The sequence below is a fragment of the Anabaena sp. CA = ATCC 33047 genome (assembly GCF_963870205.1).
Classification (GTDB): Bacteria; Cyanobacteriota; Cyanobacteriia; order Cyanobacteriales; family Nostocaceae; genus Trichormus.
Map to the genome: position 1 here is coordinate 53220 of NZ_CAWMSA010000045.1, position 25696 is coordinate 78915.

Below are 25696 nucleotides of genomic sequence, written 5' to 3' on the forward strand. Positions count from 1 at the left end.
AATTGGCGGTTTACCTCCTGTTCTTAGTTCAGCCGCAATTTTTCTTCCTGCTGTCCATGTTCCGCCTTGCAGGATTTTGGCTAGGGGTAATTCTTCGGGACTCATGCCTAATTTTTCCCTGATTGTGTTGGCTATTTTATCTAATAAAATTACAGTTAAAGCTCGCCATTCGATAATAATTTCTGAGTCTACTGCATAAGTCGTCTGTAAAATCTCTGGATTTTTGACAATAATTAATCCTAAATCTAGACATAAACCTCCATTCCGATATTCTGGTAATCCTGTCAAAGCATCTAAATTAGTGATAGTTAAACCCAATTCTTGTAATGGTTCTAATAAAGAATATGTTAACCATTGGGAAAGTTTATGAAATGGTACTAAACCATCATCACTAATAGCAGAATGAAACCACACATCACCAAGATTTACCCCAGCCATTGTTAATCTTCCCGGCCAAATATTACTAAATCCCTCTAAAACAGCATTTAACACAGTGGTTGCTGCTAACTGTCCATTTTGGGATTTGCTCACTAAATAATTTACTAAATTCCCCGGTCGGTGGTTGCTTTTACCAAAGAAATGTGGTAATGAGACTAAGACTTGACCTAATTTTGATAATAATTGCGATCGCCCGGCAATTCCCACCAATGGATTTTCAGTATTGACTTGAAAACCTGAAGCTAGTTCTGCTGCTGTCAATGTTTGTAATCTCATAGCATCGACTTGAGGTAAACCATTACTGGCAAAATCCCCCCGACAAAACATTTGCAAACTAGCAATCGCCAACCCTTCCGAACGTCCCAAACTCAGCCCCGTTTCCTGTTCTTGATAACGCCAAGTCTCACCAGCACCAGCATCCAATAACACGCTAATAATTGCCAAGTCAAATTTAGCAATCGCTTTTTCCCTAGGAGTTAATCCAGCCAACTGTGCGTCTAACTTAGCTAAACGTGGTACACCCTGCGCCTCAAAATGTCGCCAACGGCTATGAAAAGGAATTTGCAAATCAGGGTACTCATTGCGTATGACTGCAATCACATAGTCTGCTACCCGTTCCAACTGCGTTAAATCACAAGCGAAATAACGAGACTTACCCGCATTCACCATAGTAAATATTTGCTGGCAACGCTCCCGAATAGCCACTGGGGAACGAAGATATGCAATTAATGTTGTTTCTGTTTCCACTCGTCAACTCCTGATAGGTGAGGGGGTAAGGGAGCAGGGGAGCAGGGGGAGCAGGGGGAGCAGGGGAGCAGAGGAGATTTTTCCCCAGAAACTCTTGAATTTTGAATTTTGAATTTTGTAGGCGCAGCCTTCCCGCAGGGTATTTTGAATTGATTTGTCCCCAATCCCCAGTACCTAATCTAAAGAACGCCCCTTTACCTCGGCTAAACCATCGGCTTCTAAAACATCGCCTGTGGTGTAGTAACCCGCGGCTTTTTTCGCCTCGATTTCTACCCGTGCATCTTGGGGAACTAAATCATCTGGTATCGGTACACGTTCCACAATTTCAATACCTGCCTCAGTAATAGCGTTGTATTTCATATTACTCATAGACACCATGCGGTCGATGCGAGTAATACCCAACCAATGCAACACATCGGGCATGAGTTCTTGGAAGCGCATATCTTGGACACCGGCAACGCATTCGGTACGGGCAAAATAGGCATCGGCGCGATCGCCTCCTTCCTGTCGCTTGCGGGCATTGTATACTAAGAATTTGGTGACTTCTCCCAAGGCGCGTCCTTCTTTGCGACAATAGACAATTACACCTACACCACCAGCTTGGGCTGTTTGTACACAGACTTCAATCCCATGTACTAAATACGGGCGACAGGTACAAATATCTGAGCCGAACACATCAGAACCGTTACATTCATCGTGAACGCGCACCGCTACAGGTTTGTTTGGGTCGGTAATGGCGGCGATATCCCCGACAATATAAACAGTTAAACCCCCTATTGGTGGTAGAAATACTTCTAAATCTGAGCGTGTCACCAATTCTGGGAACATTCCCCCAGTTTGCTCAAATAAGGCTCGGCGTAAGTCTCCTTCACTAATACCAAAGCGTTTGGCAACTCCTGGTAAATACCACACAGGCTCAATGGCGGCTTTGGTAACGACTAAATCACCTCCTGGCTTCATAATTTTGCCATCTACTTGCAAGCGTCCTTGACTGACTGCTGCTTGCAGTTCTGGCATATTAATGTGAGCTTTTGTGATGGCTATCGTTGGGCGGATATCGTAGCCTTGTTGATAATAAGATGTAAATACTTCGGGTGCGATCGCACCGAATGGATCTAAAGAAACTATTTTATCAGGGTCAGCCCAACTGGGATGCGGGCCTATCTGCTCAACTGGTGATGTATTGGTAAAATCAGGACGATGATCTGATTGTAAAGCTCCACTCGCCACCGCTAAAGCACGATACACCGCATAACTCCCCGAATGAGTGCCAATCACATTACGATGTGCTGCCTTCGTCAACGTCGCAATAATCGGGCCTCGCTGCATCGGCTCGGCTGCTCCCCACTGAATAGGGATAGGCTTAGGCCCGAAGCGGCTAGGATGAGATGTCAGAACAATATGCCGGGAAACACTGTTTTGCTTTGGCATAATTACTGGTTTTTGTGATGTTTTAATGAACTAATAGTTACCGAGCATTTATCATCTAGCTACAGATAGTTTTTAGTTTTGCAAGATTGGTATTTTCATCATCCATTATGGACAAGTTTATATACTTAAGTACGTTTTTATAGTATTACTTAATACAAAAACTCACAAATCAAGTGTCAAATTGAGGATTTTGGATACAAAATTTTTACGATGATTTTAAAAATCAATTAACCATTTTTGAGAAAAACTTGATACCTTAATACAAGGAGACAATTACTTAAATTTGCCAATTGAAAATTCATGGATTCTTTATTAATCAACTCCTTACTTGAAGATTTGAAAAATCCTGATGCTTTAGTCCGGGAGCAAGCAACAAAGAAACTCTGGCGGATTTGGTTTCAGCAAAAGGGAGTTTACGGGCTGGAAAAAATTGACAAGAGCCAAAAATTACTGGATGCAGGTAATACCAATGAAGCCGAAGAAATTCTGAGCGAATTAATTAAAGAACAACCTGATTTTGCTGAGGCTTGGAATCGTCGAGCTTTTCTCTATTACAGCCTAGGCGAGTATAAAAAATCTCTAGCCGACTGTCAGATGGTGATTCAGATTAACTCAGTACATTTTGGAGCGTTGCATGGCATGGGTTTATGTTACGCCGCTCTCGGCAAGTACAGCCAAGCCATCAAAGCCTTCAAACGAGCTTTAGAAATTCAGCCATACTCTTTAGTAAATCAAAAATTAATTTTAGAATGTACATTCAGACTCAGCTAGCACAGCATAGAGTTCTGATTATTACCTCACTAGAGGGCATTCTATTATTGTATGAATCTGTCACCATTTCTATCAACAGCTATTCCAGGCCTTAGCCGCCGTCGGTTTCTTCAGTATAGTGCTATTGGTTTAAGTAGTAGTCTGTTTGCTGCTTGTACCGAGAATAACCAAGCATCTACATCTAACTCTGGGTTAGATCAAGTCACCCTTGGGACAAACTGGTTAGCCCAAGCCGAACACGGGGGATTTTATCAAGCCATTGCTACAGGTATTTATAAAAACCACGGTTTAGATGTTACCATCAAAATGGGGGGGCCACAAGTACCGAATGGTACACAGCTGTTGATAGGCGGTGCGGTAGATTTTTTCATGGGTTACGGCATTGATGCAATCAACGCTGTAGCACAGGGAATACCTAAAATTACAGTAGCAGCAATTTTTCAAAAAGATCCCCAGTGTCTCATCGCCCATCCCAACACAGCTAAAACTCTTGCTGATCTTCAAGGCAAACCTATTTATGTGTCTGCGGCTGCTAATGTAACTTATTGGCCTTTATTGAAGGTTAAATATGGTTTTACAGACGAACAGAAGCGTCCCTATAACTTTAATCCGGCTCCGTTTTTAACCGATAAAACCTCTGCCCAACAAGGTTATATTACTTCTGAACCCTTTACCATAGAAAAGCAAGGCGGTTTTAAACCAACAGTATTTTTATTAGCAGATTATGGTTATTCAACTTATGCTACTACTATTGAAACCAAGAAAGAATTAATAGCAAAAAACCCTGATTTAGTTCAGAGATTTGTTGATGCGTCTATTAAAGGTTGGTACAGTTATTTTGAAAATCCCCAACCAGGAAATCAATTAATTAAAAAAGATAATCCCGAAATGTCAGACGAGCAATTAGCTTATGGTCTGGCAAAACTCAAAGAATATGGGATGATTATATCTGGAGAAGCCGAAACTCAAGGTATTGGTGCCATGACTGAGCAGAGATGGCGATCGCTCTTTGATAGCATGGTTAATGTCGGGCTTTATCAACCTAATCTCAACTATCAAGCCGCTTTTACCTTACAATTTGTCAATAAAGGCGTAGACTATTACCAGTCATGAGTAACCATCAAGCTATTACACTGACTCAGGTAAGCAAAGTTTACAGCAACGGTACTGTCGCCCTGCAAGACTTAAATTTAAACATTGCCAAATCGCAATTTGTCAGCTTGGTGGGTGCTTCCGGTTGCGGTAAAAGTACAGTCTTGCGGTTAATAGCTGGACTGGGGCGCGTCAGTTCCGGTACTATTGACTGGGGCATCACACCAGCACAACGCCAACTCGCGTATGTTTTTCAAGATGCTGCCCTGATGCCTTGGGCTACTGTGCAAGAGAATGTCCGTCTACCTTTAAAATTAGGGGGAATGTCGCCGCAAAATTCCCAGACTTTAGTACAGCAAGCGTTAAAACTTGTAGGTTTAGAAAAGTTTGAACATAGCTACCCCCGTGAGTTATCCGGTGGCATGAAAATGCGCGTCTCCATTGCCAGGGCTTTGGTAACTCAGCCAAATATCTTATTAATGGATGAACCATTTGGAGCGTTAGACGAAATTACCCGTAGTAAACTCAATAGTGATTTACTCAATTTGTGGTTACAACATCGTTGGACAGTGGTGTTTGTCACCCATAATATTTATGAAGCGGTATATTTATCAAATCGAGTGTTAGTCATGGGGACAAATCCCGGACGTTTGGTAGCAGATATCAAGATTGATGCAGCTTATCCTCGTGGTGAAGATTTTCGCACATCTTTATTGTATAACGAATATTGTCGGCAGGTTTCCCAGCATTTAGCGGCCGCTATGAGATTTTGAACCACTAATAACAATGAAAATGTTGTTTGTTCGTTCTGCTAACTCAAAAAAGAAATATCAAAAATTCATCTCGGCGGAGGTTTTCGCGCCGCTATTAGTTGGTATTTTAGCAATATTTCTCTGGGATGTTTTTGTGCGGGTGACACAATTACCACCTTATATTTTACCTAGTCCTTTATTAGTATTTCAAACCCTGATAGCTGACTGGAATCAACTTTTTCCTTCACTATTAATTACACTGCAAATTACAATTACTGCTTTGATAGCGGCGGTAATTTCTGGGTTATTCACTGCTATTTTATTCACTCAAAGTAAATGGATTGAACGTAGTTTATTTCCCTATGCAGTCATTTTACAAACAACTCCGATAGTAGCGATCGCACCCCTAATTATTCTCTGGTTGAAAAATAATACCTTTGCCGCCCTCGTCGTCTGTGCTTGGATAGTCGCCTTTTTCCCGATTGTCTCTAACACTACCCTAGGTTTAAAAAGCGTAGACCGTAATTTACTCAACTTGTTTCAACTTTACAAAGCCTCTCCTTGGCAAACACTCATCTATCTGCGCCTACCCAGTGCCATGCCATACTTCTTAGGAGGGTTGAAAATTAGCGGTGGTTTAGCTTTAATTGGGGCTGTTGTCGCTGAATTTGTCGCCGGTACTGGGGGCGCAAAGTCTGGGATAGCTTACCAGATACTTATCTCTAGCTATAACCTGCAAATACCCCGGATGTTTGCGGCTTTATCACTGACTACGGGTTTAGGTGTACTGATATTTATCGGCTTGAGTAGCTTATCTGAGTTTATATTAAGGAAATGGCACGATAGTGCTGTCAACTATGAAAATTAAGATTTTAAAACGCAGAGGCACGCAGAGGAAACGCGGAGGCACGCGGAGTCTTTGTCTACCTCTGCGTTAAAAAACAAGGATATAAGATGATGACAATTAAAAATTTGGATGCCTTAATTCATTCTTTGGCAGATATAGAAGTTATTACTGATGCTAGCCAAGTTGCTAAGTTATCTCAGGATTATCATACGTTTAGCCCTGTTCTAGTGCCTCTGTTGGCGGGGAAAGTCGGGGATTTGGTGGTGCGCCCCGCTAATGAGGAGGAGGTATTAAAGGTTGCTGCTATGTGTGCGAGATACCGTATACCTGTGACTGTTAGGGGTGCGGGAACGGGCAATTATGGGCAATGTGTACCTCTACATGGGGGTGTCATTTTAGATATGACGAAAATGCAAGATATTCTCTGGGTAAAACCAGGGGTGGCGCGGGTAGAAGCTGGGGTAAAATTGGCTGCTTTAGATAAACAGGCGCGGGAAATCGGTTGGGAGATGCGTATGGCTCCTTCTACCTACCGCACAGCTACTATTGCGGGGTTTGTGGCTGGGGGCAGTGGTGGTATTGGCTCAATTCAGTATGGATTGTTAGGCGATCGCGGTAATATATTAGCATTGCGAGTTGTCACCCTCGAAGATGAACCCCGTGTGATTGAGTTACGCGGTGATGATGTCCAAAAGGTCAATCATGCTTGGGGTATTAATGGGATTATTACACAAGTTGAAATTCCCTTGGCAGCTGCTTATCCTTGGGCGGAGGTAATTGTCACTTTTGATGACTTTATGAATGCCGCTAAGTTTGGGCAGAGTCTCGGTAATGCTGATGGGATGATTAAAAAATTAATTAGCGTGTTTGCATCCCCCATTCCCCAATACTTCCACGCCCTACATTCACATATCCCTGAAGGTAGTCACTCGGCTTTTTTGCTCTTGGCTGAATCTAGCTTAGAATTATTACCAGGGTTGGTGCAGCAATTTGGCGGACAAATTACCTACCAAAAACTAGCCCACGAAGCTGGTAAAGGTGTCAGTTTAGCCGAATTTACTTGGAATCACACCACTTTACACGCCCGCAGTGTAGATACTTCTATTACTTACTTACAAAGTGTCATTCCCCCAGACAAAGGTTTGCCATTAGTCGAACATTTGTATCATTACTTCGGCGATGAGGTGATGATGCACTTGGAATTTATGCGGATGAATGGTGTTGTAGTTGTTGGTGCTTTGCAATTGGTACGCTACACCACAGCACAACGTCTGAATGAAATTATTCGCTATCACGAAGCAAAAGGTGTGTTTATTGCTAATCCCCATACTTATATTATTGAAGATGGCGGCAGAAAAGTTATTGACCCTGAACAGTTAAAATTTAAGGAAATGGTTGACCCATATCGGTTGATGAATCCTGGTAAAAGTAAGATGTTACAATTTAATATTCCTGATGATAAATAGATTCTGGTAGGGTTTTTAAGAGAGGACTAAAGTCCTTTCTGCGAGACGCTACTTGTAGCTTGCTTCCCCGGAGGGGTACACTACAAACAGCAATTTTTCCGGTGCAGAAAGTAGCATAATTAACATGAAGTGGTTAATTAATGAAAAACTCAATTAGATAAAGTTTATCGATTATTAGCCATTGCGAAATTTGACTGTTATATTATCAATACCTTCGCTCAAATCTGACACCCTAGACGAGTGGGTTTTTTCAACCACGTTCACGGCTACTCGCTGAATTTTTCACAGTAGTAGCCACCGGGTAAGTACCTGATGAGGCTGTCAGGATTTCCGCCCAAATAGGCAAACTCTGTACGTGTATCTCGATTACCGTCTGTGGATGTTTCACAAATTTGGCGCAGGAATTGATTAGACTAAACCATTATTCCGGCTCAACATGGGGAAAGCTGTGCGGATTGATTTACATGGCTTGGAGATTAGTCAAAAGGAACTACAACAATTGACTAATTTACCTGTTAATGCTCAACTAATTATCATCATTAATCCTTTAAAAAATTTAATTAAGGATATTCTCAAAAAACTCAAAGGTTCGGAAGGTGCTACAGTAATTTTTCTGAGCTTTTCTATATTTGTTTTGGGGTATCTGATTTTTGATATTTTCATAAAAATATTCGCCGCTTGGATGACAATACCCTCTTGGTTATTATTAATAATATTATGTTTTTTAGGTGGCGGATTTACTCAAGGTTTTTTGTATTATTGGTGGCGCAGTCGGCTAAAATTTACTAAAAATAATCTGACGCATTCTCTGAAAATTCTTTTAAATGATGTTGTCAGATATAATGCTGTGATTAAAGCAATAGATATTAATGACCAAATCGAAGAGGCTGGTAATGCTGGGGTAAGTATTAAAGAACGAGAAAAAGTGATTGCTGCCTTAAAGTTGACAAGAGATGATTTAATTAGAGCTTTGAAAACCGAAAGAATCTTACGAGAGAATCAAAATTTTATCCTCAAAAATACAGAATTATTTGTGAATAATTTAGCAGCTTTAACCGCGATGCAAGTTACAGAAGAAGCTACAGAACATGGTAGGTTACTCAATGAAGCCTTGCAGATTGCTTTAGATGTACAACAAGAAATGAACAGCTTACAGAGTGAATCTCATTCATGAGGACAATAGTAGATCAGCCAGCACAAAGTCAAGATGTTTTGCCAATCTCTTCCAATCCGCAACTAACAGTTTAATATAAAGAAGTGTAAATCAAGCGATCGCCTACAGGCATGGATTGGAAAGAAATTAGAGGTAACTGGGTACTCATCCCCCCCAAACCCGTCGGTATTATCCATTTCTTGGGAGGTGCGTTTGTCGCTACTGCACCTCACCTGACTTATCGTTGGCTACTCGAACACTTAGCAGCTAAAGGATATGTCATCATTGCTACGCCTTTTGTGAATACTTTAGATCATATTGCGATCGCTCAATCTGTATTACTCAACTTTGATCGCACTATAGAACGACTACACGACTCTGGCGCACTCCGCAAGCTTTACCTTCCCACCTATGGACTCGGACATAGTATGGGGTGTAAACTGCATTTACTCATCGGTAGTCTATTTCCGGTAGAACGAGCAGGTAATATTTTAATATCCTTTAATAACTATGCCGCTAAGGATGCTATTCCCTTAGTGGAACAGTTCAATTCTACCTTGATGATTGAATTTACTCCCTCGCCACTGGAAACTAACAAGTTAGTACAGGAACAGTATAATATTCGTCGCAACTTATTAATCAAGTTTAATAACGATAACCTTGATCAATCAGCAGCTTTAACTAAAATCTTACAAACACGCTTTCCAGAGATGGTGACAACCCAAATCTTACCAGGAACGCACACGACACCGTTAGGTCAAGATATTAAATGGCAAACAGGTACATCTTTCACCCCTTGGGATGCTGTGGGACAATGGTTTAAACAAGAAGTATATCGTGACTTAAACCAACTAAAACGCTCTTTACTGTTGTGGTTGAATCCCCTCTCAGCACTATAAACTGGCAACGGGGAATCAATTTGATGCCATCCACAGATAATTAGACGTAGTTGAGTATTATCAATATTCGTCATAATACTCAACCTATATTTTTATGATTAATTTGTCAGAGATATTTATTAAAACTTTTTATGTTTAAAATCTTAGTTATTGATGATGACTTATCTATCCAAACACTACTCAAAAGAATATTGCAAAAACAGGGTTATGAGGTAGTTGCCGCTAGTAACGGTGAGGAAGGCATTACTCAAGCTATGTCTTATCAACCTGCATTAATCATTTGTGATTGGATTATGCCAGGGTTGAATGGTTTAGAAGTTTGTAACCGAATTAAGACAGATCCTAAATTATCTACGACTTTTTTTATTCTACTCACATCTTTAGATTCGGTAGCTGATCGTGTCAAGGGTTTAGATGCTGGTGCTGATGATTTTATCACTAAACCGATTGAACAACATGAATTGCAAGCCAGAGTTAGAGCCGGATTGAGACTGCATCAATTAAGTCAAGATTTGCAGAGTCAAAAACTTCGCCTCGAAGCAGAATTTAAAGAAGCAGCAGACTATGTGCGATCGCTTTTACCTGAACCCATCCGCACACCTTTTACTATTAACTCCTGCTTTATTCCTTCTCAGCAACTAGGTGGCGATTGTTTTGATTACTACTGGTTAGATGCAGATTCTCTGGCTATATACTTACTAGATGCAGCCGGACATGGACTAAAAGCTACTCTCCCTTCCATTTCCGTGCTAAATTTATTACGTTCCCGTGCGCTGAAAAATCTCAACTATTATCAACCGAGTGATGTCTTGAAAGGTTTAAATGAAACCTTCCAAATGAATTATCAAAATGACAAATACTTTACTATTTGGTATGGAGTTTATAACCGAGTCACACGACAGCTAACTTATGCCAGTGCTGGACATCCACCAGCTATATTAATATCTGGAACATCCCCAACTAGCACGGAAGTTCAAATTTTAAGAACTCCTGGTATGCCAGTAGGTATGTTTCCAGAAGCAAAGTATATTGATGCTGATTGTGATGTACCAAAGTCCAGCAGTCTTTATATTTTTAGTGATGGTGCTTATGAAATCAATCAACCAGATGGCACACTCTGGAGTCTAGACGCTTTTATTCAGATACTCGCCAGTGTACATCATACTGTTGATTATCAACTTGATCATATATTAAATTATCTCAAGGCTTTGAACTCCAAAGGTACATTTGAAGATGATTTATCAATTTTGCAAATCAAATTTGATTAATTAACTTTTAGACAGTATGGCTTGATTAAAGTCATCTTCACTATTAAATATTTCAAAAACTTTATCCATTCCCGTTAGTTCAAATAATATCCTGACTTGCTGATTAATTGAACAGAGAAATAAATCCGTCCCGGCTGCTTTTAAACTTTTGAAAGCCAACACCAACGCCCCCAAAGCAGAACTATCCATGAAAGTTACTTCTTGACAATCAACTAAAATAATTTTCGCTCCACTGTCTAGAAGTTGCGTGATACTCTCGCGCAATTCTAAAGAATTTCCAGCATTAATAATTCCGGCAAGTTTAATGACTTTGACTGGCTGATTCATGGTAGTTTTAACAAAAATCTAGTTAGATGGCAAACTAACGTTGCCAACATTATATAGCAACAAGTATCTTTTAGGGGTAAAAATTCAACTAGATCAAGATTTAGATGGATGATAAAATTTTGTCTATAATTTTAACTAATATCCCACATCTATTACTATTGTAAAATTATATTGACATACAATTTTCATCAGCATCAATAAGTTGTCATGAAAGTAGATGAAGTAAGAGCTATCAACATAACTTAAATTCAAAAAATAATTTTGTATCCTTTGTGCCAAAAACCTATTTTTCCCCACCAGCTATCCTAAAACCTACAAAAAATTAATAGTTGACTTCGCCAAATCCCCACCCCCAATATTTACAAAATAGGACTGACTTTAGCTCTATAAAGTAACTTATCACCTTGTAGGTAGCCTGTATAGCGAACCTTGACTATTTCGCCTGGCTGTGCGCTGCCTTCCAGTAATTGATGCAGTTGGGGATTGTAGGGTAGTTCTGCTCCTACGGGTGCGATCGCCTGCACTCCCCAGGCTTGTAATAATTTTTCTAAAGGTTTTTGTACTAAGGGTAAAATTTTGACGGCTGTTAGTTCCGGGTTCTCTTGCGCTTTGACTGCTGCTGTCGGCCATTGTAACAATAAAGACTCCAGTAGTTGCAAGCTCGATTGCTGGAATTCTTGCAGTAATCTTTCTCGCTGCTGCTGGAGTTGTAATTGCGATCGCTCGTATTCTTGTTTTAAATCAGCGATTTCTTGGGGACTGGGAACTGAGGAGTGATGATTTTGTCCTGCTGGTACGCTTGATACTTGATACTCAGGACTCAACACTAAAAAACTGGCTACTAATTCGCTCAAAGGTATCTGTAAGACTTGCGATAGCTTCAGTAATACATCCAACCGCATCTGCTCTAGTTTCCCCTGTCGTAGCCGCAATATTTGCCGTTCAGAAACACCAGCAGCACGACTCAGGGCTTTAAAACTAGAAATACCTACCTGCTGCATTAAGTTTTGCAGCTTTTGATTGTAATCGGACATAGGAGATTGGGAATTGGGGAATGGGAACTAGGTATTCAGAATAAATTCTATCTTGTCTGCCTCATCCCCCTAATTTCCCCTACTCCCTATTCTTCCAATAAACTTCTCAACATCCAAGCGGTTTTTTCATGTACTTGCATCCGTTGAGTTAATAAGTCGGCGGTGGGTTCGTCGTTCACTTCGTCAACCACAGGAAAAATTGAGCGTGCAGTGCGAACTACCGATTCTTGTCCTTCCACTAGCAAGCGAATCATGTCTTTAGCTTTAGGTACACCCGGAGTTTCGGGAATGGAACTGAGTTTGACATATTCGCTGTAAGTTCCTGGCGCGGGATAACCCAAGGCTCTAATTCTCTCAGCAATTAAGTCAACAGCTAAGGCTAATTCTGTATACTGGGTCTCAAACATCAGATGTAGTGTTTGGAACATTGGCCCGGTAACGTTCCAGTGGAAATTATGAGTTTTGAGATAAAGTGTATACGTGTCAGCTAGCAACCGAGACAAACCCTCAGCAATTTTCGCCCTGCTGTCTTCATCTATGCCAATATTGATATTTTTAATTGTGGCTTCAGGTGACATGATTTTTCTCCTAATTGAGTAATGATGGATTGGGGATTGGAAGGAAATAGCAGGAATTAGGTGTGAGATTCAGATTAACCCTTAAAGATTCAGATCAGGATCTGAATATTTCCCCAACCCCCACCCAAGAGTCCCTATTCCCCATGCCTTATGCCAAGTGCATCTTCAATACGCTCCGTGGAGCTTTGCGAATTCTGGCTACAATGGTTTCTTTACCTAAACGTTGGCAAGCTTCATATCTATGGCAACCAGAAAAGCCATAATACTGTCCATCTATTTCTAGGACATCTATGGGTTCTTGCTGTCCAATGGCTGCTATTGATTCCATCAAGGCTTGCACTTTGTTGGGATCGTTGCTCCGGGGCAACGGCCGCCGAATTTGATTTAATGGAATTTCTTGTACCCTAACCATGAGGAGTCAACCCCCTGCATTCTGTTTTGTCTTCTAAGTAAATCATACTCATTATGACTACGTTTTGCAACTAATCTGAGAGCAAAAACGGTAAGAGTATTATTGGAGCAATCATGCAACACAAGCAACACACTATCAAGCAATTGCCACCAGCCAAAAATACAGTAGGAAAGAAGTTGGCAAAAATTAAATATCCGTTTTACCGTTTTTCCTACACTGTAGTAATGACATTCTGTTTGTTGGGATTGACAGGTGCATCAGCGTCGGAGGACAAGGTTAAGGATTTAGAACTGGAAGTTGGGATTGTACAGCGATTTGGTGGGAAAGCGACGGACAAGTTGCAACTAGAACCGACCACAGGCGATCGCTTAAAATTAGAGTTTCAAGAGGGTGGCAAAGAGCAAATTATTTTTACTCAAAACCCGGTGAAGCTAGAAACAGTGATGCAAGCTGTACCCCAACCAGAAATTGCAGAGGTGTTGGTTTTAGGGACGTATAGCACCTACGAAACTGCTGAAGATAGTGCTAACCAGTGGCGCAAACAGGGGTTAAAGGTAGAAATTGCCCAGCCACATCGTTGGCAAGTTTGGGCGAAACGGGATGTTTACGATACTCATTTACTGCGGCGTTTGTTGTTGCAAAGCGTACAAGCTCAGGGGCATAAAACGGCTTATGTTGACACCCAGGTTTTATCTCAAGTACCGCGAGTTAGTTGGGTAGTAGATGGCAACCGCTACAGCCCCAAAAATGTCGAGGTGAGTACAATCAAAAATTTAATTCGGGTGAAAAAAGGCGAGAAACTCGATAAAAACAGAGTTTATGCCGGCAGAATAGATTTTCAGCCCAATGCCTATGGGACGTATACTTTAGTTAATCAAGTACCTTTAGAAACTTATTTGCGCGGTGTTGTTCCCCACGAAATAGGTACCACAGCCCCGAAAGCTTCCCTAGAAGCACAAGCAATTTTGGCACGGACTTACGCTTTAAGAAATTTACATAGATTTGCGGTTGACAACTACCAGTTGTGTGCAACCACCCATTGTCAAGTTTATTATGGCCTGTCTGGAAGCCATCCCAGAACCGATCAGGCGATCGCTGCCACCAGAGGCCAGGTACTCACCTATAATAATCAGCTAGCGGATGCCCTTTATTCTTCGACTACTGGCGGTGTAACTGCTTACTTTAGTGATGTGTGGAACGGAGAGGATCGTCCTTATTTACGCCCTGTAGTCGATAAACCCCATAATTCCTGGGACTTATCAAAGCAGAGTCTCGCAGACGAAAAAAACTTTCGAGAGTTTATTAACTTGAGACAAGGATTTAACGAAAGCACCTGGAATGTGTTTCGCTGGTCTAAAGAAACACCTTTAAATGAGATTATCGAACATTTGCAGAAATTTTTACGCGCTAAAAACCGCCCTTATGCCAACTTTCAGACTATTGAATCTATGGCTATTACTAAGCGTAGTCCCAGTGGACGCATTCTCGAACTGGCGGTAAAAACTGAGCTTGGCATATTTACACTACAAAAAGACGAAGTGCGTAGTGCCTTTGCTGCACCTACCAGTACATTTTTTTATATCGAGCCACTCAACAAAGGTAAATCAGAGTTATGGGGATTCGCTTTTATTGGCGGTGGTTTAGGACACGGTGTAGGCTTAAGTCAGACTGGCGCGCAAAATTTAGCCAAGTTAGGTTGGTCTACTGACAGAATTTTGCAGTTTTATTATCCTGGAACGCAAATTAAACTGCTGAATGAGGAAATTAAATTTTGAAGAATCCCCGCCCTTTAAGGGCGGAGATTGTCAATCTGGTTAATTATTGAGATGTCTCACTCTTAGTAGAGTTCTTCTTCTTTGTGAGTTTCAATCACGACATCAGAGGTGGGAGATGCCACACAGGTGAGTACATATCCAGCTTCGATCTGATCGTTGTCTAAGAAAGATTGCTGGGATTGGTCAACTGTACCAGAGACGATTTTACCTGCACAGGTAGAACAAGCACCAGCACGGCAGGAGGCTGGCAGATCAATACCTTGTTCCTCCGCAGCATCTAAAATGAATTCGTCATCGGCTACTTCGATGGTCTTGTTGAGATTTTCAGCTTCGTTGATCAGTGTAACTTTGTAAGTTGCCATTGTAGTAATCCTCTCTTTGTGAAAACGGCAGTAACTAATTTTTTCCGTAGTATAGCTAGCGGCTATTCTGGCGGAGTGAGCCGTTGTTTCAAATTTGCTTTCATCCTGATACTACGAGAAAAATTAAATCATGTAACAGAAAATCCACCATCATTAGTAATGAGATTGAGTTACTGAATAACAATAAGTTTTTTTTATGGTTATAGTGATTCTCGAATGCTGTTATGGAAAAAACTAATATTGAGAAATTGACACCAGTTTTTTTCGATATTTTCTCCTGCTTTCGCCCCGAAAATTACCCTTTCGACAGTTTCACCAGATTCAGGAGCTTCAGAAGTTCAGGGTAGTAGCTAGTGAATCCTTTGCTCAATATCATTAAAATTGGATGTGGAGTCAGAATTCCTGACTCCGGTCATTGATGAAGATGTCTAACTCTTAGTAGAGTTCTTCTTCTTTGTGAGTGTAAATTGTAACATCAGAAGTGGGAGATGCTACACAGGTAAGTATATATCCAGCTTCGATCTGATCGTCGCCTAAGAAAGATTGCTGGGATTGGTCAATGGTACCAGACACGATTTTACCTGCACAGGTAGAACAAGCACCAGCACGGCAGGAGAAAGGCAGATCATAACCTTGCTCTTCAGCAGCATCTAAAATGAATTCATCGTCGGCTACATCAATGGTGGTGGTTGTACCTTCTTCTTCGTTGATCAGTGTAACTTTGTAAGTTGCCATTTTAGTAATCCTCTCTTTGTGCAAACGGCAGTAACTAATTTTTCGCAAGGCATAGCTAGCGGCTATTCTTGCATGATGAGCCGTTGTTTCAAATTTGCTTTAATTCTGATACTACGAGAAAAATTAAATTATGTAACTCGAAATCCATCACGATTAGTAATGAGATTTAGTTATGAGATAATAATAAGTTTTTTTTATATAGTGGGAGAATCTCAAGTGTTACTATAATAAAAACATATAATTTAAAATAATAACATAATTTTTTTAGATAATTTCTCTGGTGTTCGCGCCAGAGGTTTACCGTTGAGGCAGCTTCAGAAGCTTCAAGAGGTGAGGATTTAGGTATAATTCAGAGGCAGCTTTGGGAAAAACAACAGTGCGTGTGGGTTTAGTTGGTACTGGATATGCAGCAAAACTACGAGCAGAGTCTTTAGTACAAGATGAGCGATCGCATTTAGTGGCTGTGGTGGGTAATACACCGGAAAAAACCCAGAGTTTTGCTCAAAACTACCAGGCTGAGGTGGTGGCTAATTGGCAAGATTTAGTACAACGAGCAGACTTAGATTTGGTAATCATCTCCACAATTAACAGTGAGCATGGAGCGATCGCTCGTGCTGCACTTTTAGCAGGGAAACACGTAGTTGTAGAATATCCCTTATCCGTAGATGTCGCAGAAGCAGAAGCCCTAATTGCTTTAGCAAAAACACAGCAAAAATTACTCCACGTTGAACATATTGAACTGTTAGGCGGCTTGCATCAAGCTTTAAAGCAAAACTTAGACAAAGTTGGTAATTTATTTTACGTACGATACAGCACCATCAACCCCCAAAATCCTGCACCCCGCAAATGGACATATCATCATGAAATGTTCGGTTTTCCCTTGATTGGGGCGTTATCTCGCTTACATCGACTCACAGATTTATTTGGTGAAGTTTTCTCAGTTAACTGTCATCAAAGATACTGGGAAACCGAACCAGACTATTACCAAACTTGCTTTTGTACAACTCAACTGTGCTTTAAAAGTGGTTTGTTAGCACAGGTGATTTATGGCAAAGGCGAAAGTTTATGGCAGTATGAACGAAAATTTGAAGTTCATGGTGAAAATGGTGGTTTAATTTTTGATGGGGATACAGGATTTTTTATCCAGGCTGGAGAAACCACACCCATAGAAGTAGGAACTCGTCGCGGCTTATTCGCCAAAGATACTACGATGGTGTTAGATCATCTCTATGATGGTACGCCGTTATATGTCACTCCAGAGGAAAGTTTATATACTTTAAAAGTTGCTGATGCTGCCCAAAGAGCCGCACAGACTGGTTTAACGATATTTTGTGACAGATACTTTCAATAAAAGTTCATGACAACCGAGCCAATCGTTATTTTATCCCAACGAGAAATAGACAAAATGCGGCAAGCAGGAAGCTTGGCAGCTAAACTATTACAGCATCTTGAGCCAATGGTTAAGCCAGGGGTGACAACTCTGGAACTCAACGATGAGGCGGAACGTTGGACACAAGCACAGGGAGCAAAAAGCGCGCCTTTAGGTTACAGGGGTTTTCCTAAGTCAATTTGTACCAGTATCAATGAAGTCATCTGTCATGGCATTCCCAATGCTAAACAGGTTCTCAAAGAAGGCGATATTATTAACATTGATGTGACACCAATTGTGGACGGCTACCACGGTGACACATCTAAGACTTTTATTGTGGGTGATGCTGCGCCAAAGGTACAAAAACTGGTAGAAGTTACCGAAAAGTGTCTTTACTTAGGTATTTCCGAGGTAAAACCAGGGGCGCGAGTTGGTGATATTGGCGCAGCTATTCAAGAGTATGCAGAAGCACAGGGTTTTTCTGTGGTGCGTGATTTTGTCGGACATGGTATTAACCGTATTTTTCATACAGCCCCGGATATTCCCCACTATGGAACAAGGGGGAAAGGTAAGCGTTTGCGTCCGGGTATGGTGTTTACTATTGAGCCGATGATTAATGAAGGTACTTATGAGGTGGAGATGTTGAGTGATGGTTGGACAGCAGTAACGCGCGATCGCAAATTATCGGCTCAGTTTGAGCATACTGTGGTTGTTACTGAGGATGGTGTGGAAATTTTGACGCAAGTTAATTGATTAAACGCGGAGGGGCGCGGAGTTTTTTTGAGGAGATTTGTTTGGTGTTGTGATTATCTTCCTAGTTGATTGGGAATTCCTTCACAACCTCCGGGAATTGTGCCTCTGGTTTTTTCTCCGCCCCACGCACAGCAGTATTGACGCGCAGATTCTGACATTCTTTGTACGTTGCTAAAGTCGGCATTTTCGACGACAGCCCCGGTAAATTCCCCGGTTTGGTAATCTGGGGGTTGGTTGCGGCTGCGGGGTGATGCTTTCTCTGGTGAGCCATAAAATAGGCGTACTCCATTTAGGTCAGCACCACTGAGGTTAGCATCGTATAAGATGGTGCGGGAAAGGTTGGCTTTGATTAAGTCACAACCACTGAGGTTAGCCCGGACAAGGTTGGCTTCGCTGAGGTCTGTCCAGCGTAAATCTGTGTTTGATAGGTCGGCGGCGGCTAGCATGACTCCTAAATCTATGACGCGCACACCTTCTAAACGGTCTTCTTCGTAACCGCCTATACCGTTGAGTATGGCTCTACCTAAACGGCGATCGCGTTTTAAGGGTGTGAGTAATTTGGAACGGGAAAGGAAGCGGATGATTTTGGCTTTCCCACTACCATCTACACTACTAAAAATTGCGGCTGTGCGTCCTTCAGCGATCGCTCTTTCTTGTGGCCAGTCTTCTAATAGTCCTTCTTCATCTAATACTAAGTCAGATATGCCTTGGAAGTAAGAATCTATGGTTTGTTGTTGGGTAATGATGTTTTGCTGAACTGTTAACAGGTTTTGCTGTATTGTTAAGTCTTTGGAGATGACATACTGTCGCCACGCTACGTAAACCGCAATTATGGCGATCAGAATTTGACCTAATGCCCCAAACCATTCCGCTAGTGTCCCCGACGCTTCCCAGTTGACTCGTTTTCCCCATATTAGTAAGCGATCGCCTAACCCGCTAAACTTTAATGTGCCGATCAGTGCTACTATCAGTCCCAGCAAGGCGACAAATACGCTTCTATCTTGAGTAGTAAACCAGGCATTAATTACATATTGTAGCCAAGGCGCAAGTATCGCCAAAGATAACAGTAACGCCAAGATTGTCCCGATTGCGCCGATAATCCAGTTATTGAGAATAATACCCAGAAAAGTCAAGGCGATCGCCACTACAGTAATCAATAAAGCCCTGGGCTTGACTGTTAATTGAAATTTCGGGCTTTGTGAGAAACTAGAACGGGCTTGTTGTAAAGCTGCTGTATTCTGCGGCGATTGTAAAGACGAAATTGCAGCTAGGGCTTGTTGGGCGGCTAGTGTTCCAGGCGTTAGCTGATTTTCTGATGTTTTTGCACCATCAAAGTCATTTGCTTGGGAATCATCTTCAGGGATAGATTCTGGAGTTGGTGGTTTGGAGGAATTAGATTCAATCGTCATGTCTTCTATTTTGCCCCAGTGGGATTAATTAATACACGGGGAGTGGGGAGCAGGGGGAGCAGGGGAGCGGAGGAGCAGAGGAGCAGGGGAGAAAAACTAATAACTAATGACCAATGACCAATGACTAATAACTAATGACTTTTTCCAGTATTTTCACTACTTTTTAGTTTGAGTCTATTGTAAAAATTTGATTTCATCAAGACAATATGGTACATTTTGACGACAAACAGTTTTTTAACATTAGCGGAGTTAACTGTTAAATTATGCACAAAACTATCTAATAACATTCGTGAGAACAGATACGATTTCATCAAATGGGTAGTTTTAACATTGCTGTATGAGTTCTATGGGTGCAGAATGATTTGGCGACACTGCTTAGTTGCCTGTAGTTTTATTCCTTTTTTTGTATTGGGATGTAGTGATGGGGTAAACTCATCAACCGAAAATACAAAGAAAGTAGTAAAGGAAATTAATGTTTCCCAGGTGTTTACAGAGGTAAAGGATGGCCAAAAAGCAGAGGATTTATTTCTGCAAGGGAATCTTTTATTTGACAAGCAACGTTATCAAGATGCGATCGCAGTCTATGATCAAGCTATTGCCATCAAATCAGAGAGTGCAGATATTTGGATTAATCGGGGTAATGCCTTAGCATCGTTGCAAAAATATAAAGATGCTCTCTCATCTTATGATCAAGCGATCGCTCTCCAGCCAGATAAGGATGAAGCTTGGTATAACCGAGGTAATGTGTTAATCACTCTGCAAGATTATCAAGGTGCTATCATAGCTTATAATCAAGCAATTAACCTAGAACCCAAAAAGCCCGCAGCTTGGATTAATCGCGGGATTGCGTTGACAAAATTGCAACGCTACCAAGATGCGTTAAACTCTTATGAGCAAGCGATCGCTCTCCAACCAGATAAACCCGATGCCTATTACAATAAGGCTTGTACCTATGCCTTACAAAATAATGTTGGATTAGCTATCACCCACTTAAAAAAAGCTATTCAACTTAACCCCAAAAAGTACCAACAGTTAGCAAAAACTGATCCAGATTTTAATCAGTTGCGTAGTCATAAGCAATTTCAAGAGTTGATGCAATAAAACCAGGGATTAGGGGTTAGAGTTGGTGACTCGGTGATTTTAAATATCGATATGAAAAAACTTTTAATCACGGGAGCTAGTGGTTTTTTAGGGTGGCATCTGTGCCAACTAGCTCAACAAAATTGGCAAGTTTACGCAACTTATGACTCTAATTATATAGAAATTCCTGGGATTAAAACAATTAAATTAAACTTAACAAATTTTAGGGAACTGCAACAGATATTTAGAGAGATTAAACCAGATGGAGTGATTCATACAGCCGCGCGATCGCAACCCAACTTTTGTCAAATTCATCCCGAAGAATCACATCTAATTAATGTGACAGCATCCTGTAATCTTGCCGGACTTTGTGCAGATTATACCATACCTTGTGCATTTACATCAACCGACTTAGTTTTTGATGGTTTAAATGCACCTTATCAAGAAACAGATGCAGTCTGTCCTGTAAGTATTTATGGTGAACAAAAAGTCTTAGCAGAAACAGGGATGTTAGAAAGATATCCCATGACAGCAGTATGTAGAATGCCCTTAATGTTTGGCAATGCTACCCCCACAGCCACAAGTTTTATTCAGCCATTTATTGAAATTTTAAAAGCAGGAAAAGAACTTAAATTATTTATCGATGAATTTCGCACACCAGCCAGTGCCAAAACTGCGGCGCAGGGGTTGTTAATGGCATTAGAAAAAGTGAATGGAATTATTCACTTAGGCGGAAAAGAAAGAATGTCTCGTTATGAATTTGGGCAGCTTTTAGTTGAAGTTTTGCAACTTCCTGACACTGGACTTAAAGCTTGTCGTCAACAAGATGTAAAAATGGCAGCACCAAGACCAGCAGACGTTTCTTTAGATAGTTCAAAGGCGTTTGCATTGGGGTATAAACCTCTGTCTATCAGAGAAGAATTGCAAGCAATTAGAAGTGATTTATAACATACTTTAGATTTGACCCCTCCCCCAGCCCCTCCCCTGCAAGGAGAGGGGAGTAATTTTCTTGTTCCCCCCTTCCCGCGTCGGGAAGGGGGGTTAGGGGGGTTAGGTTCTTCTGCTTACTTTTTATTGCGGCTAATGTCGTTTACCGTTCCTATGGCAACAGTTTTGACTAACCCAGTCATGGCGAAGATCACAGTTGCAATTCCTCCCATCAATAAGGAACTTAAAATTGCTGTAGCCAGAATGATTTCTGTCGGACTGTACCCGTCACGCATCCAAGCAGAGGGATTTTCAATAGCTGGAGGAGATGGGGGAATTAACCGAGAGGTTTGGGTAGATGGTTGGGAGTTGGTAGAAGTGCTTAGAAGATTATTCATGGCGAACTTAGTGAAAAACTTGACTGTGTAAATCGTATTTCTGCCCGCCAATACAGTAAATTCCTAAGAAATAGAGATAAAGTAGAAACAAGTAGAAGATAAGTAGAAGTAAGCAAAATTTTTCAGGCTGTTTATGCAATGGGATGAGTTTTTAAGACAAGAATCTGCCACTCATGAGTTATCCCCAAAGCAAACAGAAGCCTTTTTAGTGAGGTTGCAGGTTGAAAACTCAAGTAAAAGTGAGAAAGAAATTGCCAAAAAAATCGGAATTGAGCATAATGCTTTTAAAAAGCTGATGACTGAGGTGTATGCTAAATTCTCCGAAAAGTGTTCTGATTTAAAAAACCCTAAAAGCAGAAGAAAGTTTGCAACATTAAAGGCTTACCTGACAGCAAAATATAACGGTGTTCCTCATACCCAGCCTATAAAACAAATTCATCACAATATTCCTGCGGCTGTTCCTTGGGAAAGATTTGTGGGAAGGGAGGCGGAACTGGAAAAACTGCACGAGATGATACAACAATCTCAGCAAGTGGCGATTGTGGCGGTGGCGGGTATGGGCGGTGTGGGGAAAACTGAACTCGCAACCCAGTATGCTCAACAGAACTTATCAAATTATCCTGGTGGGGTTTGCTGGTTATCCGCACAGGGTATTGATGTGAAGATTCAAATTCTCAGATTTGCGGAATCGAAATTTAAATTTATCGCACCGGAAGATTGGGAATTAGCGGATAGGGTGAAATATTGCTGGGATAGGTGGGATGCGGGAGATGTTTTGCTGGTGTTTGATGATGTCACAGACTACATAACCCAGGTCAAGCCTTATCTATCTTCGGTATCATCAAGGTTTAAAGTGTTGCTCACAACTCGCTTGGGGTTTGATAGAACTCTGTCACAATTAAGCCTGGGTGTTCTCAACCCATTGGCGGCGATGAAATTATTAAAGTTGCTGGTGGAGAGAGACAGACTAAAAAATGAGCCTTGGGTGGCGAGAAAAATTTGTAAATTCTTGGGATATTTGCCTTTAGCTTTAGAGTTGGTGGGACGATATCTGGATACAATGCCAGATTTATCACTGCAAACTCTGTTGAAACGCCTAGAGAAAAAGCGGCTGGAACATGAAGCAATGGTTAAGGCTAACCCGTTGATGCGTTATGAATACGGTGTGGCTGAAGCTTTTGATTTGAGTTGGGAACAATTAGATGAGAATGCCAAAAATCTTGGTTATTGGCTAAGTTTATATGCTTTGGCTGACATTCCTTTATTCATGGAGGAAATAGCAGATGATGAACAGCAAGAAATTCGGGAGAAAGCCATTGCTGATTTGCGAAAACTACATTTATTACAACGCCCAAGTCAAGGAATTTATCGTTTACATCCACTAATTCGGCAATATTTCCAAATGAAGTTGAATGAGTCCAGCCAGGCGGATGAGGTGAAGACAGTTTTTGCTGCACAGATGGTAGAAGTAGCGAAGCAAATCCCCCAACAGCCTATCCGTGGTTTGATTCAACAACTCACTCCCCTGATTCCTCATTTGGCGGAAGTCGCTAATCACCTGACAGACTATATTAGGGATAAAGATTTAATTACGTTTTTTACTGGATTAGGCTCGTTTTATCAAGGACAAGAATTGTATAAGGAAGCAGAACCCTGGTTGCTTCAGTGTCTAGAAATCGTTAAAAATCGTCTTGGTTCAGAACATCTTGATGTCACTACCAGCCAAAACAATCTGGCAGTTATTTTTGAATCGACAGGACGCTACAATGAAGCCGAAATCCTATATCAGCAAGTTTTGGAACTCAGGAAACGCCTATTAGGAGCAGAACATCCCCGCGTTGCTACAAGCCTGAGCAATCTGGCAAAACTCTACAGTGCAACAGGACGCTACAGGGAAGCTGAAACTTTGTATAAGCAAGCTTTGGAACTCAGGCAACGCTTGCTGGGAAAAGAACATCCCGATGTTGCTACTAGCCTCAACAATCTGGCAGCAATCTATGAATCGATAGGACGCTACAGGGAAGCTGAACCTTTGTATCAGCAAGCTTTGGAACTCAGGCAACGCTTGCTGGGACTAGAAAATCCTGATGTCGCTATTAGCTTAAACAATCTAGCGGCACTCTACTGTGTGACGGGACGCTACAGGGAAGCTGAACCTTTGTATCAGCAAGCTTTGGAACTATGGAAACGCCTGTTAGGAGAAGAACATCCTAATGTTTCTATGAGCTTGAACAATCTAGCAGAACTCTACCGTTTGATGGAACGCTACAGGGAAGCTGAACTTTTGTATCAGCAAGCGTTGGAACTATGGAAACACCTGTTAGGAGAAGAACATCGCAATGTCGCTCTTACCTTAAACAATCTAGCAGAACTATATCGTTTGACAGGACGCGAAAGTGAAGCTGAACATCTGTTGCAGCAAGCTTTGGCACTTAGGCAACGCCTGTTAGGAGCAGAACATCCCGATGTTGCACAAAGCCTGAACAATCTGGCACTACTCTATAAACTGACAGGACGCTACAAAGAAGCTGAACCCCTTTATCAGCAAGCTTTAGTAATTTGTGAGCGAACTCTGGGTATAGCCCATCCCCATACAATGACAGTCCGAGGAAATTATGCACAATTTTTAAGAGAAGCATATCGTTAGCGGAATATTTAAAAATAAAAATTTTAAGGTTTACCCACGAGGCAAGAGAGACGCAGAGAGTAACGAGAAAGTTATTTGTTGAGTTGTCTGTAATTTGATTTAATTCAGAAACACTTTTGCGTTTTTTTGTGCTTCCCAGAGGTGCTTATCAGGAGCATCTTCGTAGACATCGCCCATTCATTTCAATGATAAAAACCGATTACAGATAATTTCTCAGCCTTGCTTACTCCATAATTAAAATATAACAGACAGTGGAGGTGGTAATGACTGTGCAGTTATTAAGACGGAAATTCACAGTTGAGCAATACCACAAAATGGTTGAGTCGGGAATTCTCACAGAGGATGAGCGAGTAGAATTAATCCGGGGAGAGATTATCGAAATGTCACCCATTGGGACAAAACACGCTGCTTGTGTAAATCGTCTGATTAATTTGTTGGCGCAGTTGTTGGGTAAACGGGTGATAGTTTCTGCTCAAAATCCTGTGACTTTAAACAATAATTCAGAACCTCAGCCAGATGTCGTTTTACTCAAACCCCGTGATGATTTTTATGCAACTGCACACCCCCAACCTCAAGATATTTTCTTACTAATTGAAGTAGCTGATTCAACTGTTTTATATGACCGGGAAGAGAAAATCCCTTTATATGCAGAAGCTAATATAATTGAAGTTTGTTTAGTAGATATTAACGCCCAAGTTGTCGAAGTTTATCAACAACCAACAGCCACAGGATATCAAAATATTAAAACTTTTTCTGGCGGTCAAATTTTATCAATTCCCGGCTTTCCCGATGTCAATATTAGCGTTAATGAGATATTTGGTATTGAATTTTGAATTTTGTAGGCGTAAGCCTTGCCTACGGTGGCGTAAGCCTTGCCGCAGGCTATGCGTGAATTCTGAACCCAACAACGTGACCTCTCCCCAACCCCTCTCCGACACGGAGAGGGGCTTAAAATATTGTGTAATCTCTACAAAAAATTTAGCTTTTATAGCCTCTCTCCTGGTAGGGGAGAGGTTTGGAGAGGGG

At 41.3% G+C, this 25696-nt stretch carries 26 protein-coding genes; 16 read left to right on the forward strand and 10 right to left on the reverse strand.

Annotated elements, in window-relative coordinates; genetic code table 11:
• Both AACS98_RS14780 and AACS98_RS14785 read right to left on the reverse strand, forming a co-directional pair.
• Positions 1–1185, reverse strand: a 1185-nt coding sequence (locus tag AACS98_RS14780; protein ID WP_066381132.1) for a URC4/urg3 family protein, incomplete at its 3' end; no start/stop codon positions are given.
• 174 nt (positions 1186–1359) lie between these two features.
• Positions 1360–2616 carry a GTP cyclohydrolase II gene (locus AACS98_RS14785; protein ID WP_066381133.1) on the reverse strand — a complete coding sequence of 419 codons (1257 nt, stop codon included), beginning with the start codon at positions 2614–2616 and terminating at the stop codon, positions 1360–1362.
• A gap of 300 nt (positions 2617–2916) precedes the next feature.
• Here AACS98_RS14785 and AACS98_RS14790 point away from each other — a divergent pair, with 300 nt between their 5' ends.
• The 5 genes from AACS98_RS14790 to AACS98_RS14810 all read left to right on the forward strand — a co-directional run bounded on the left by AACS98_RS14790 (position 2917) and on the right by AACS98_RS14810 (position 7544).
• The gene (locus tag AACS98_RS14790) at positions 2917–3387 is read left to right on the forward strand and encodes a tetratricopeptide repeat protein (protein ID WP_066381134.1); all 471 of its coding nucleotides are present in this window, start codon (positions 2917–2919) and stop codon (positions 3385–3387) included.
• 51 nt (positions 3388–3438) lie between these two features.
• Entirely contained in the window at positions 3439–4500 is a 1062-nt protein-coding gene (locus AACS98_RS14795) for an ABC transporter substrate-binding protein (protein ID WP_066381136.1), read from the forward strand.
• Complete coding sequence (locus tag AACS98_RS14800) at positions 4497–5252, forward strand: ABC transporter ATP-binding protein (protein ID WP_066381137.1); 756 nt, start codon at positions 4497–4499, stop codon at positions 5250–5252. The genes AACS98_RS14795 and AACS98_RS14800 overlap by 4 nt, the downstream gene beginning before the upstream one ends.
• Positions 5253–5265: 13 nt before the next feature.
• The gene (locus tag AACS98_RS14805; protein ID WP_066381139.1) at positions 5266–6099 is read left to right on the forward strand and encodes an ABC transporter permease; all 834 of its coding nucleotides are present in this window, start codon (positions 5266–5268) and stop codon (positions 6097–6099) included.
• Positions 6100–6188: 89 nt separating this feature from the next.
• Positions 6189–7544, forward strand: coding sequence for an FAD-binding oxidoreductase (locus tag AACS98_RS14810; protein ID WP_084386917.1), 1356 nt, complete (start codon positions 6189–6191; stop codon positions 7542–7544).
• Positions 7545–7794: 250 nt separating this feature from the next.
• On the opposite strand, the gene AACS98_RS14815 is transcribed toward AACS98_RS14810, so the two are convergent.
• Complete coding sequence (locus AACS98_RS14815; RefSeq protein ID WP_156481600.1) at positions 7795–7932, reverse strand: hypothetical protein; 138 nt, start codon at positions 7930–7932, stop codon at positions 7795–7797.
• Between the two features lie 48 nt (positions 7933–7980).
• Between AACS98_RS14815 and AACS98_RS14820 the strand changes: the two genes are divergently transcribed.
• The 3 genes from AACS98_RS14820 (at position 7981) to AACS98_RS14830 (ending at position 10864) form a co-directional block, all read left to right on the forward strand.
• On the forward strand, positions 7981–8718 hold the full coding sequence (locus AACS98_RS14820) for a hypothetical protein (RefSeq protein WP_197480134.1): 738 nt from the start codon (positions 7981–7983) through the stop codon (positions 8716–8718).
• A 110-nt stretch (positions 8719–8828) separates the two neighbouring features.
• Positions 8829–9596 (forward strand): DUF1350 family protein, encoded by a 768-nt coding sequence (locus AACS98_RS14825; protein ID WP_066381142.1) that lies wholly within the window; start codon positions 8829–8831, stop codon positions 9594–9596.
• A 131-nt stretch (positions 9597–9727) separates the two neighbouring features.
• Positions 9728–10864: a PP2C family protein-serine/threonine phosphatase gene (locus AACS98_RS14830; RefSeq protein ID WP_066381143.1), complete on the forward strand. Its 1137-nt coding sequence runs from the start codon at positions 9728–9730 to the stop codon at positions 10862–10864.
• On the opposite strand, the gene AACS98_RS14835 is transcribed toward AACS98_RS14830, so the two are convergent.
• The 4 genes from AACS98_RS14835 to AACS98_RS14850 form a co-directional block, all read right to left on the reverse strand.
• Positions 10865–11191 carry an STAS domain-containing protein gene (locus AACS98_RS14835; protein ID WP_066381144.1) on the reverse strand — a complete coding sequence of 109 codons (327 nt, stop codon included), beginning with the start codon at positions 11189–11191 and terminating at the stop codon, positions 10865–10867.
• A 359-nt stretch (positions 11192–11550) separates the two neighbouring features.
• Positions 11551–12225, reverse strand: coding sequence for a nucleotide exchange factor GrpE (gene grpE / locus AACS98_RS14840; protein ID WP_066381146.1), 675 nt, complete (start codon positions 12223–12225; stop codon positions 11551–11553).
• 86 nt (positions 12226–12311) lie between these two features.
• Complete coding sequence (locus AACS98_RS14845) at positions 12312–12803, reverse strand: Dps family protein (protein ID WP_066381148.1); 492 nt, start codon at positions 12801–12803, stop codon at positions 12312–12314.
• A 148-nt stretch (positions 12804–12951) separates the two neighbouring features.
• On the reverse strand, positions 12952–13215 hold the full coding sequence (locus tag AACS98_RS14850; RefSeq protein ID WP_066381150.1) for a ParB N-terminal domain-containing protein: 264 nt from the start codon (positions 13213–13215) through the stop codon (positions 12952–12954).
• Between the two features lie 113 nt (positions 13216–13328).
• Here AACS98_RS14850 and AACS98_RS14855 point away from each other — a divergent pair, with 113 nt between their 5' ends.
• Positions 13329–14990 (forward strand): SpoIID/LytB domain-containing protein, encoded by a 1662-nt coding sequence (locus tag AACS98_RS14855; protein ID WP_066381151.1) that lies wholly within the window; start codon positions 13329–13331, stop codon positions 14988–14990.
• A gap of 62 nt (positions 14991–15052) precedes the next feature.
• On the opposite strand, the gene AACS98_RS14860 is transcribed toward AACS98_RS14855, so the two are convergent.
• Both AACS98_RS14860 and AACS98_RS14865 read right to left on the reverse strand, forming a co-directional pair.
• Positions 15053–15352: a ferredoxin gene (locus tag AACS98_RS14860; protein ID WP_066381153.1), complete on the reverse strand. Its 300-nt coding sequence runs from the start codon at positions 15350–15352 to the stop codon at positions 15053–15055.
• Between the two features lie 435 nt (positions 15353–15787).
• Positions 15788–16087: a ferredoxin gene (locus AACS98_RS14865; protein WP_066381155.1), complete on the reverse strand. Its 300-nt coding sequence runs from the start codon at positions 16085–16087 to the stop codon at positions 15788–15790.
• A 361-nt stretch (positions 16088–16448) separates the two neighbouring features.
• Between AACS98_RS14865 and AACS98_RS14870 the strand changes: the two genes are divergently transcribed.
• Positions 16449–17438: a Gfo/Idh/MocA family protein gene (locus tag AACS98_RS14870; RefSeq protein WP_066381157.1), complete on the forward strand. Its 990-nt coding sequence runs from the start codon at positions 16449–16451 to the stop codon at positions 17436–17438.
• Between the two features lie 6 nt (positions 17439–17444).
• The gene (gene map / locus AACS98_RS14875; RefSeq protein WP_066381161.1) at positions 17445–18209 is read left to right on the forward strand and encodes a type I methionyl aminopeptidase; all 765 of its coding nucleotides are present in this window, start codon (positions 17445–17447) and stop codon (positions 18207–18209) included.
• Between the two features lie 53 nt (positions 18210–18262).
• Here map and AACS98_RS14880 read toward each other — a convergent pair whose 3' ends face one another.
• Positions 18263–19618 carry a pentapeptide repeat-containing protein gene (locus AACS98_RS14880; RefSeq protein ID WP_066381163.1) on the reverse strand — a complete coding sequence of 452 codons (1356 nt, stop codon included), beginning with the start codon at positions 19616–19618 and terminating at the stop codon, positions 18263–18265.
• A gap of 357 nt (positions 19619–19975) precedes the next feature.
• Here AACS98_RS14880 and AACS98_RS14885 point away from each other — a divergent pair, with 357 nt between their 5' ends.
• The 5 genes from AACS98_RS14885 (at position 19976) to AACS98_RS14905 (ending at position 25503) form a co-directional block, all read left to right on the forward strand.
• Positions 19976–20719 (forward strand): tetratricopeptide repeat protein, encoded by a 744-nt coding sequence (locus tag AACS98_RS14885; protein WP_066381165.1) that lies wholly within the window; start codon positions 19976–19978, stop codon positions 20717–20719.
• A gap of 51 nt (positions 20720–20770) precedes the next feature.
• Positions 20771–21646, forward strand: a complete 876-nt coding sequence (locus AACS98_RS14890) for an SDR family oxidoreductase (RefSeq protein WP_066381167.1) — start codon at positions 20771–20773, stop codon at positions 21644–21646.
• Positions 21647–21826: 180 nt separating this feature from the next.
• Positions 21827–22054, forward strand: coding sequence for a hypothetical protein (locus AACS98_RS14895; protein ID WP_157087522.1), 228 nt, complete (start codon positions 21827–21829; stop codon positions 22052–22054).
• 102 nt (positions 22055–22156) lie between these two features.
• Positions 22157–24670: a tetratricopeptide repeat protein gene (locus AACS98_RS14900; RefSeq protein WP_066381171.1), complete on the forward strand. Its 2514-nt coding sequence runs from the start codon at positions 22157–22159 to the stop codon at positions 24668–24670.
• Between the two features lie 263 nt (positions 24671–24933).
• On the forward strand, positions 24934–25503 hold the full coding sequence (locus tag AACS98_RS14905) for a Uma2 family endonuclease (RefSeq protein WP_066381173.1): 570 nt from the start codon (positions 24934–24936) through the stop codon (positions 25501–25503).
• The last annotated feature ends 193 nt before the right edge of the window (positions 25504–25696 follow it).

Excerpts from the sequence above, each read along its gene's own strand:
- AACS98_RS14785 (WP_066381133.1), bottom strand. The coding sequence starts at position 2,616 with ATGCCAAAGCAAAACAGTGTTTCCCGGCATATTGTTCTGACATCTCAT.
- AACS98_RS14790 (WP_066381134.1), top strand. The coding sequence starts at position 2,917 with ATGGATTCTTTATTAATCAACTCCTTACTTGAAGATTTGAAAAATCCT.
- AACS98_RS14795 (WP_066381136.1), top strand. The coding sequence starts at position 3,439 with ATGAATCTGTCACCATTTCTATCAACAGCTATTCCAGGCCTTAGCCGC.
- AACS98_RS14800 (WP_066381137.1), top strand. The coding sequence starts at position 4,497 with ATGAGTAACCATCAAGCTATTACACTGACTCAGGTAAGCAAAGTTTAC.
- AACS98_RS14805 (WP_066381139.1), top strand. The coding sequence starts at position 5,266 with ATGAAAATGTTGTTTGTTCGTTCTGCTAACTCAAAAAAGAAATATCAA.
- AACS98_RS14810 (WP_084386917.1), top strand. The coding sequence starts at position 6,189 with ATGACAATTAAAAATTTGGATGCCTTAATTCATTCTTTGGCAGATATA.
- AACS98_RS14820 (WP_197480134.1), top strand. The coding sequence starts at position 7,981 with ATGGGGAAAGCTGTGCGGATTGATTTACATGGCTTGGAGATTAGTCAA.
- AACS98_RS14825 (WP_066381142.1), top strand. The coding sequence starts at position 8,829 with ATGGATTGGAAAGAAATTAGAGGTAACTGGGTACTCATCCCCCCCAAA.
- AACS98_RS14830 (WP_066381143.1), top strand. The coding sequence starts at position 9,728 with ATGTTTAAAATCTTAGTTATTGATGATGACTTATCTATCCAAACACTA.
- AACS98_RS14835 (WP_066381144.1), bottom strand. The coding sequence starts at position 11,191 with ATGAATCAGCCAGTCAAAGTCATTAAACTTGCCGGAATTATTAATGCT.
- grpE (WP_066381146.1), bottom strand. The coding sequence starts at position 12,225 with ATGTCCGATTACAATCAAAAGCTGCAAAACTTAATGCAGCAGGTAGGT.
- AACS98_RS14845 (WP_066381148.1), bottom strand. The coding sequence starts at position 12,803 with ATGTCACCTGAAGCCACAATTAAAAATATCAATATTGGCATAGATGAA.
- AACS98_RS14850 (WP_066381150.1), bottom strand. The coding sequence starts at position 13,215 with ATGGTTAGGGTACAAGAAATTCCATTAAATCAAATTCGGCGGCCGTTG.
- AACS98_RS14855 (WP_066381151.1), top strand. The coding sequence starts at position 13,329 with ATGCAACACAAGCAACACACTATCAAGCAATTGCCACCAGCCAAAAAT.
- AACS98_RS14860 (WP_066381153.1), bottom strand. The coding sequence starts at position 15,352 with ATGGCAACTTACAAAGTTACACTGATCAACGAAGCTGAAAATCTCAAC.
- AACS98_RS14865 (WP_066381155.1), bottom strand. The coding sequence starts at position 16,087 with ATGGCAACTTACAAAGTTACACTGATCAACGAAGAAGAAGGTACAACC.
- map (WP_066381161.1), top strand. The coding sequence starts at position 17,445 with ATGACAACCGAGCCAATCGTTATTTTATCCCAACGAGAAATAGACAAA.
- AACS98_RS14880 (WP_066381163.1), bottom strand. The coding sequence starts at position 19,618 with ATGACGATTGAATCTAATTCCTCCAAACCACCAACTCCAGAATCTATC.
- AACS98_RS14885 (WP_066381165.1), top strand. The coding sequence starts at position 19,976 with ATGATTTGGCGACACTGCTTAGTTGCCTGTAGTTTTATTCCTTTTTTT.
- AACS98_RS14890 (WP_066381167.1), top strand. The coding sequence starts at position 20,771 with ATGAAAAAACTTTTAATCACGGGAGCTAGTGGTTTTTTAGGGTGGCAT.
- AACS98_RS14895 (WP_157087522.1), top strand. The coding sequence starts at position 21,827 with ATGGCGAAGATCACAGTTGCAATTCCTCCCATCAATAAGGAACTTAAA.
- AACS98_RS14900 (WP_066381171.1), top strand. The coding sequence starts at position 22,157 with ATGCAATGGGATGAGTTTTTAAGACAAGAATCTGCCACTCATGAGTTA.
- AACS98_RS14905 (WP_066381173.1), top strand. The coding sequence starts at position 24,934 with ATGACTGTGCAGTTATTAAGACGGAAATTCACAGTTGAGCAATACCAC.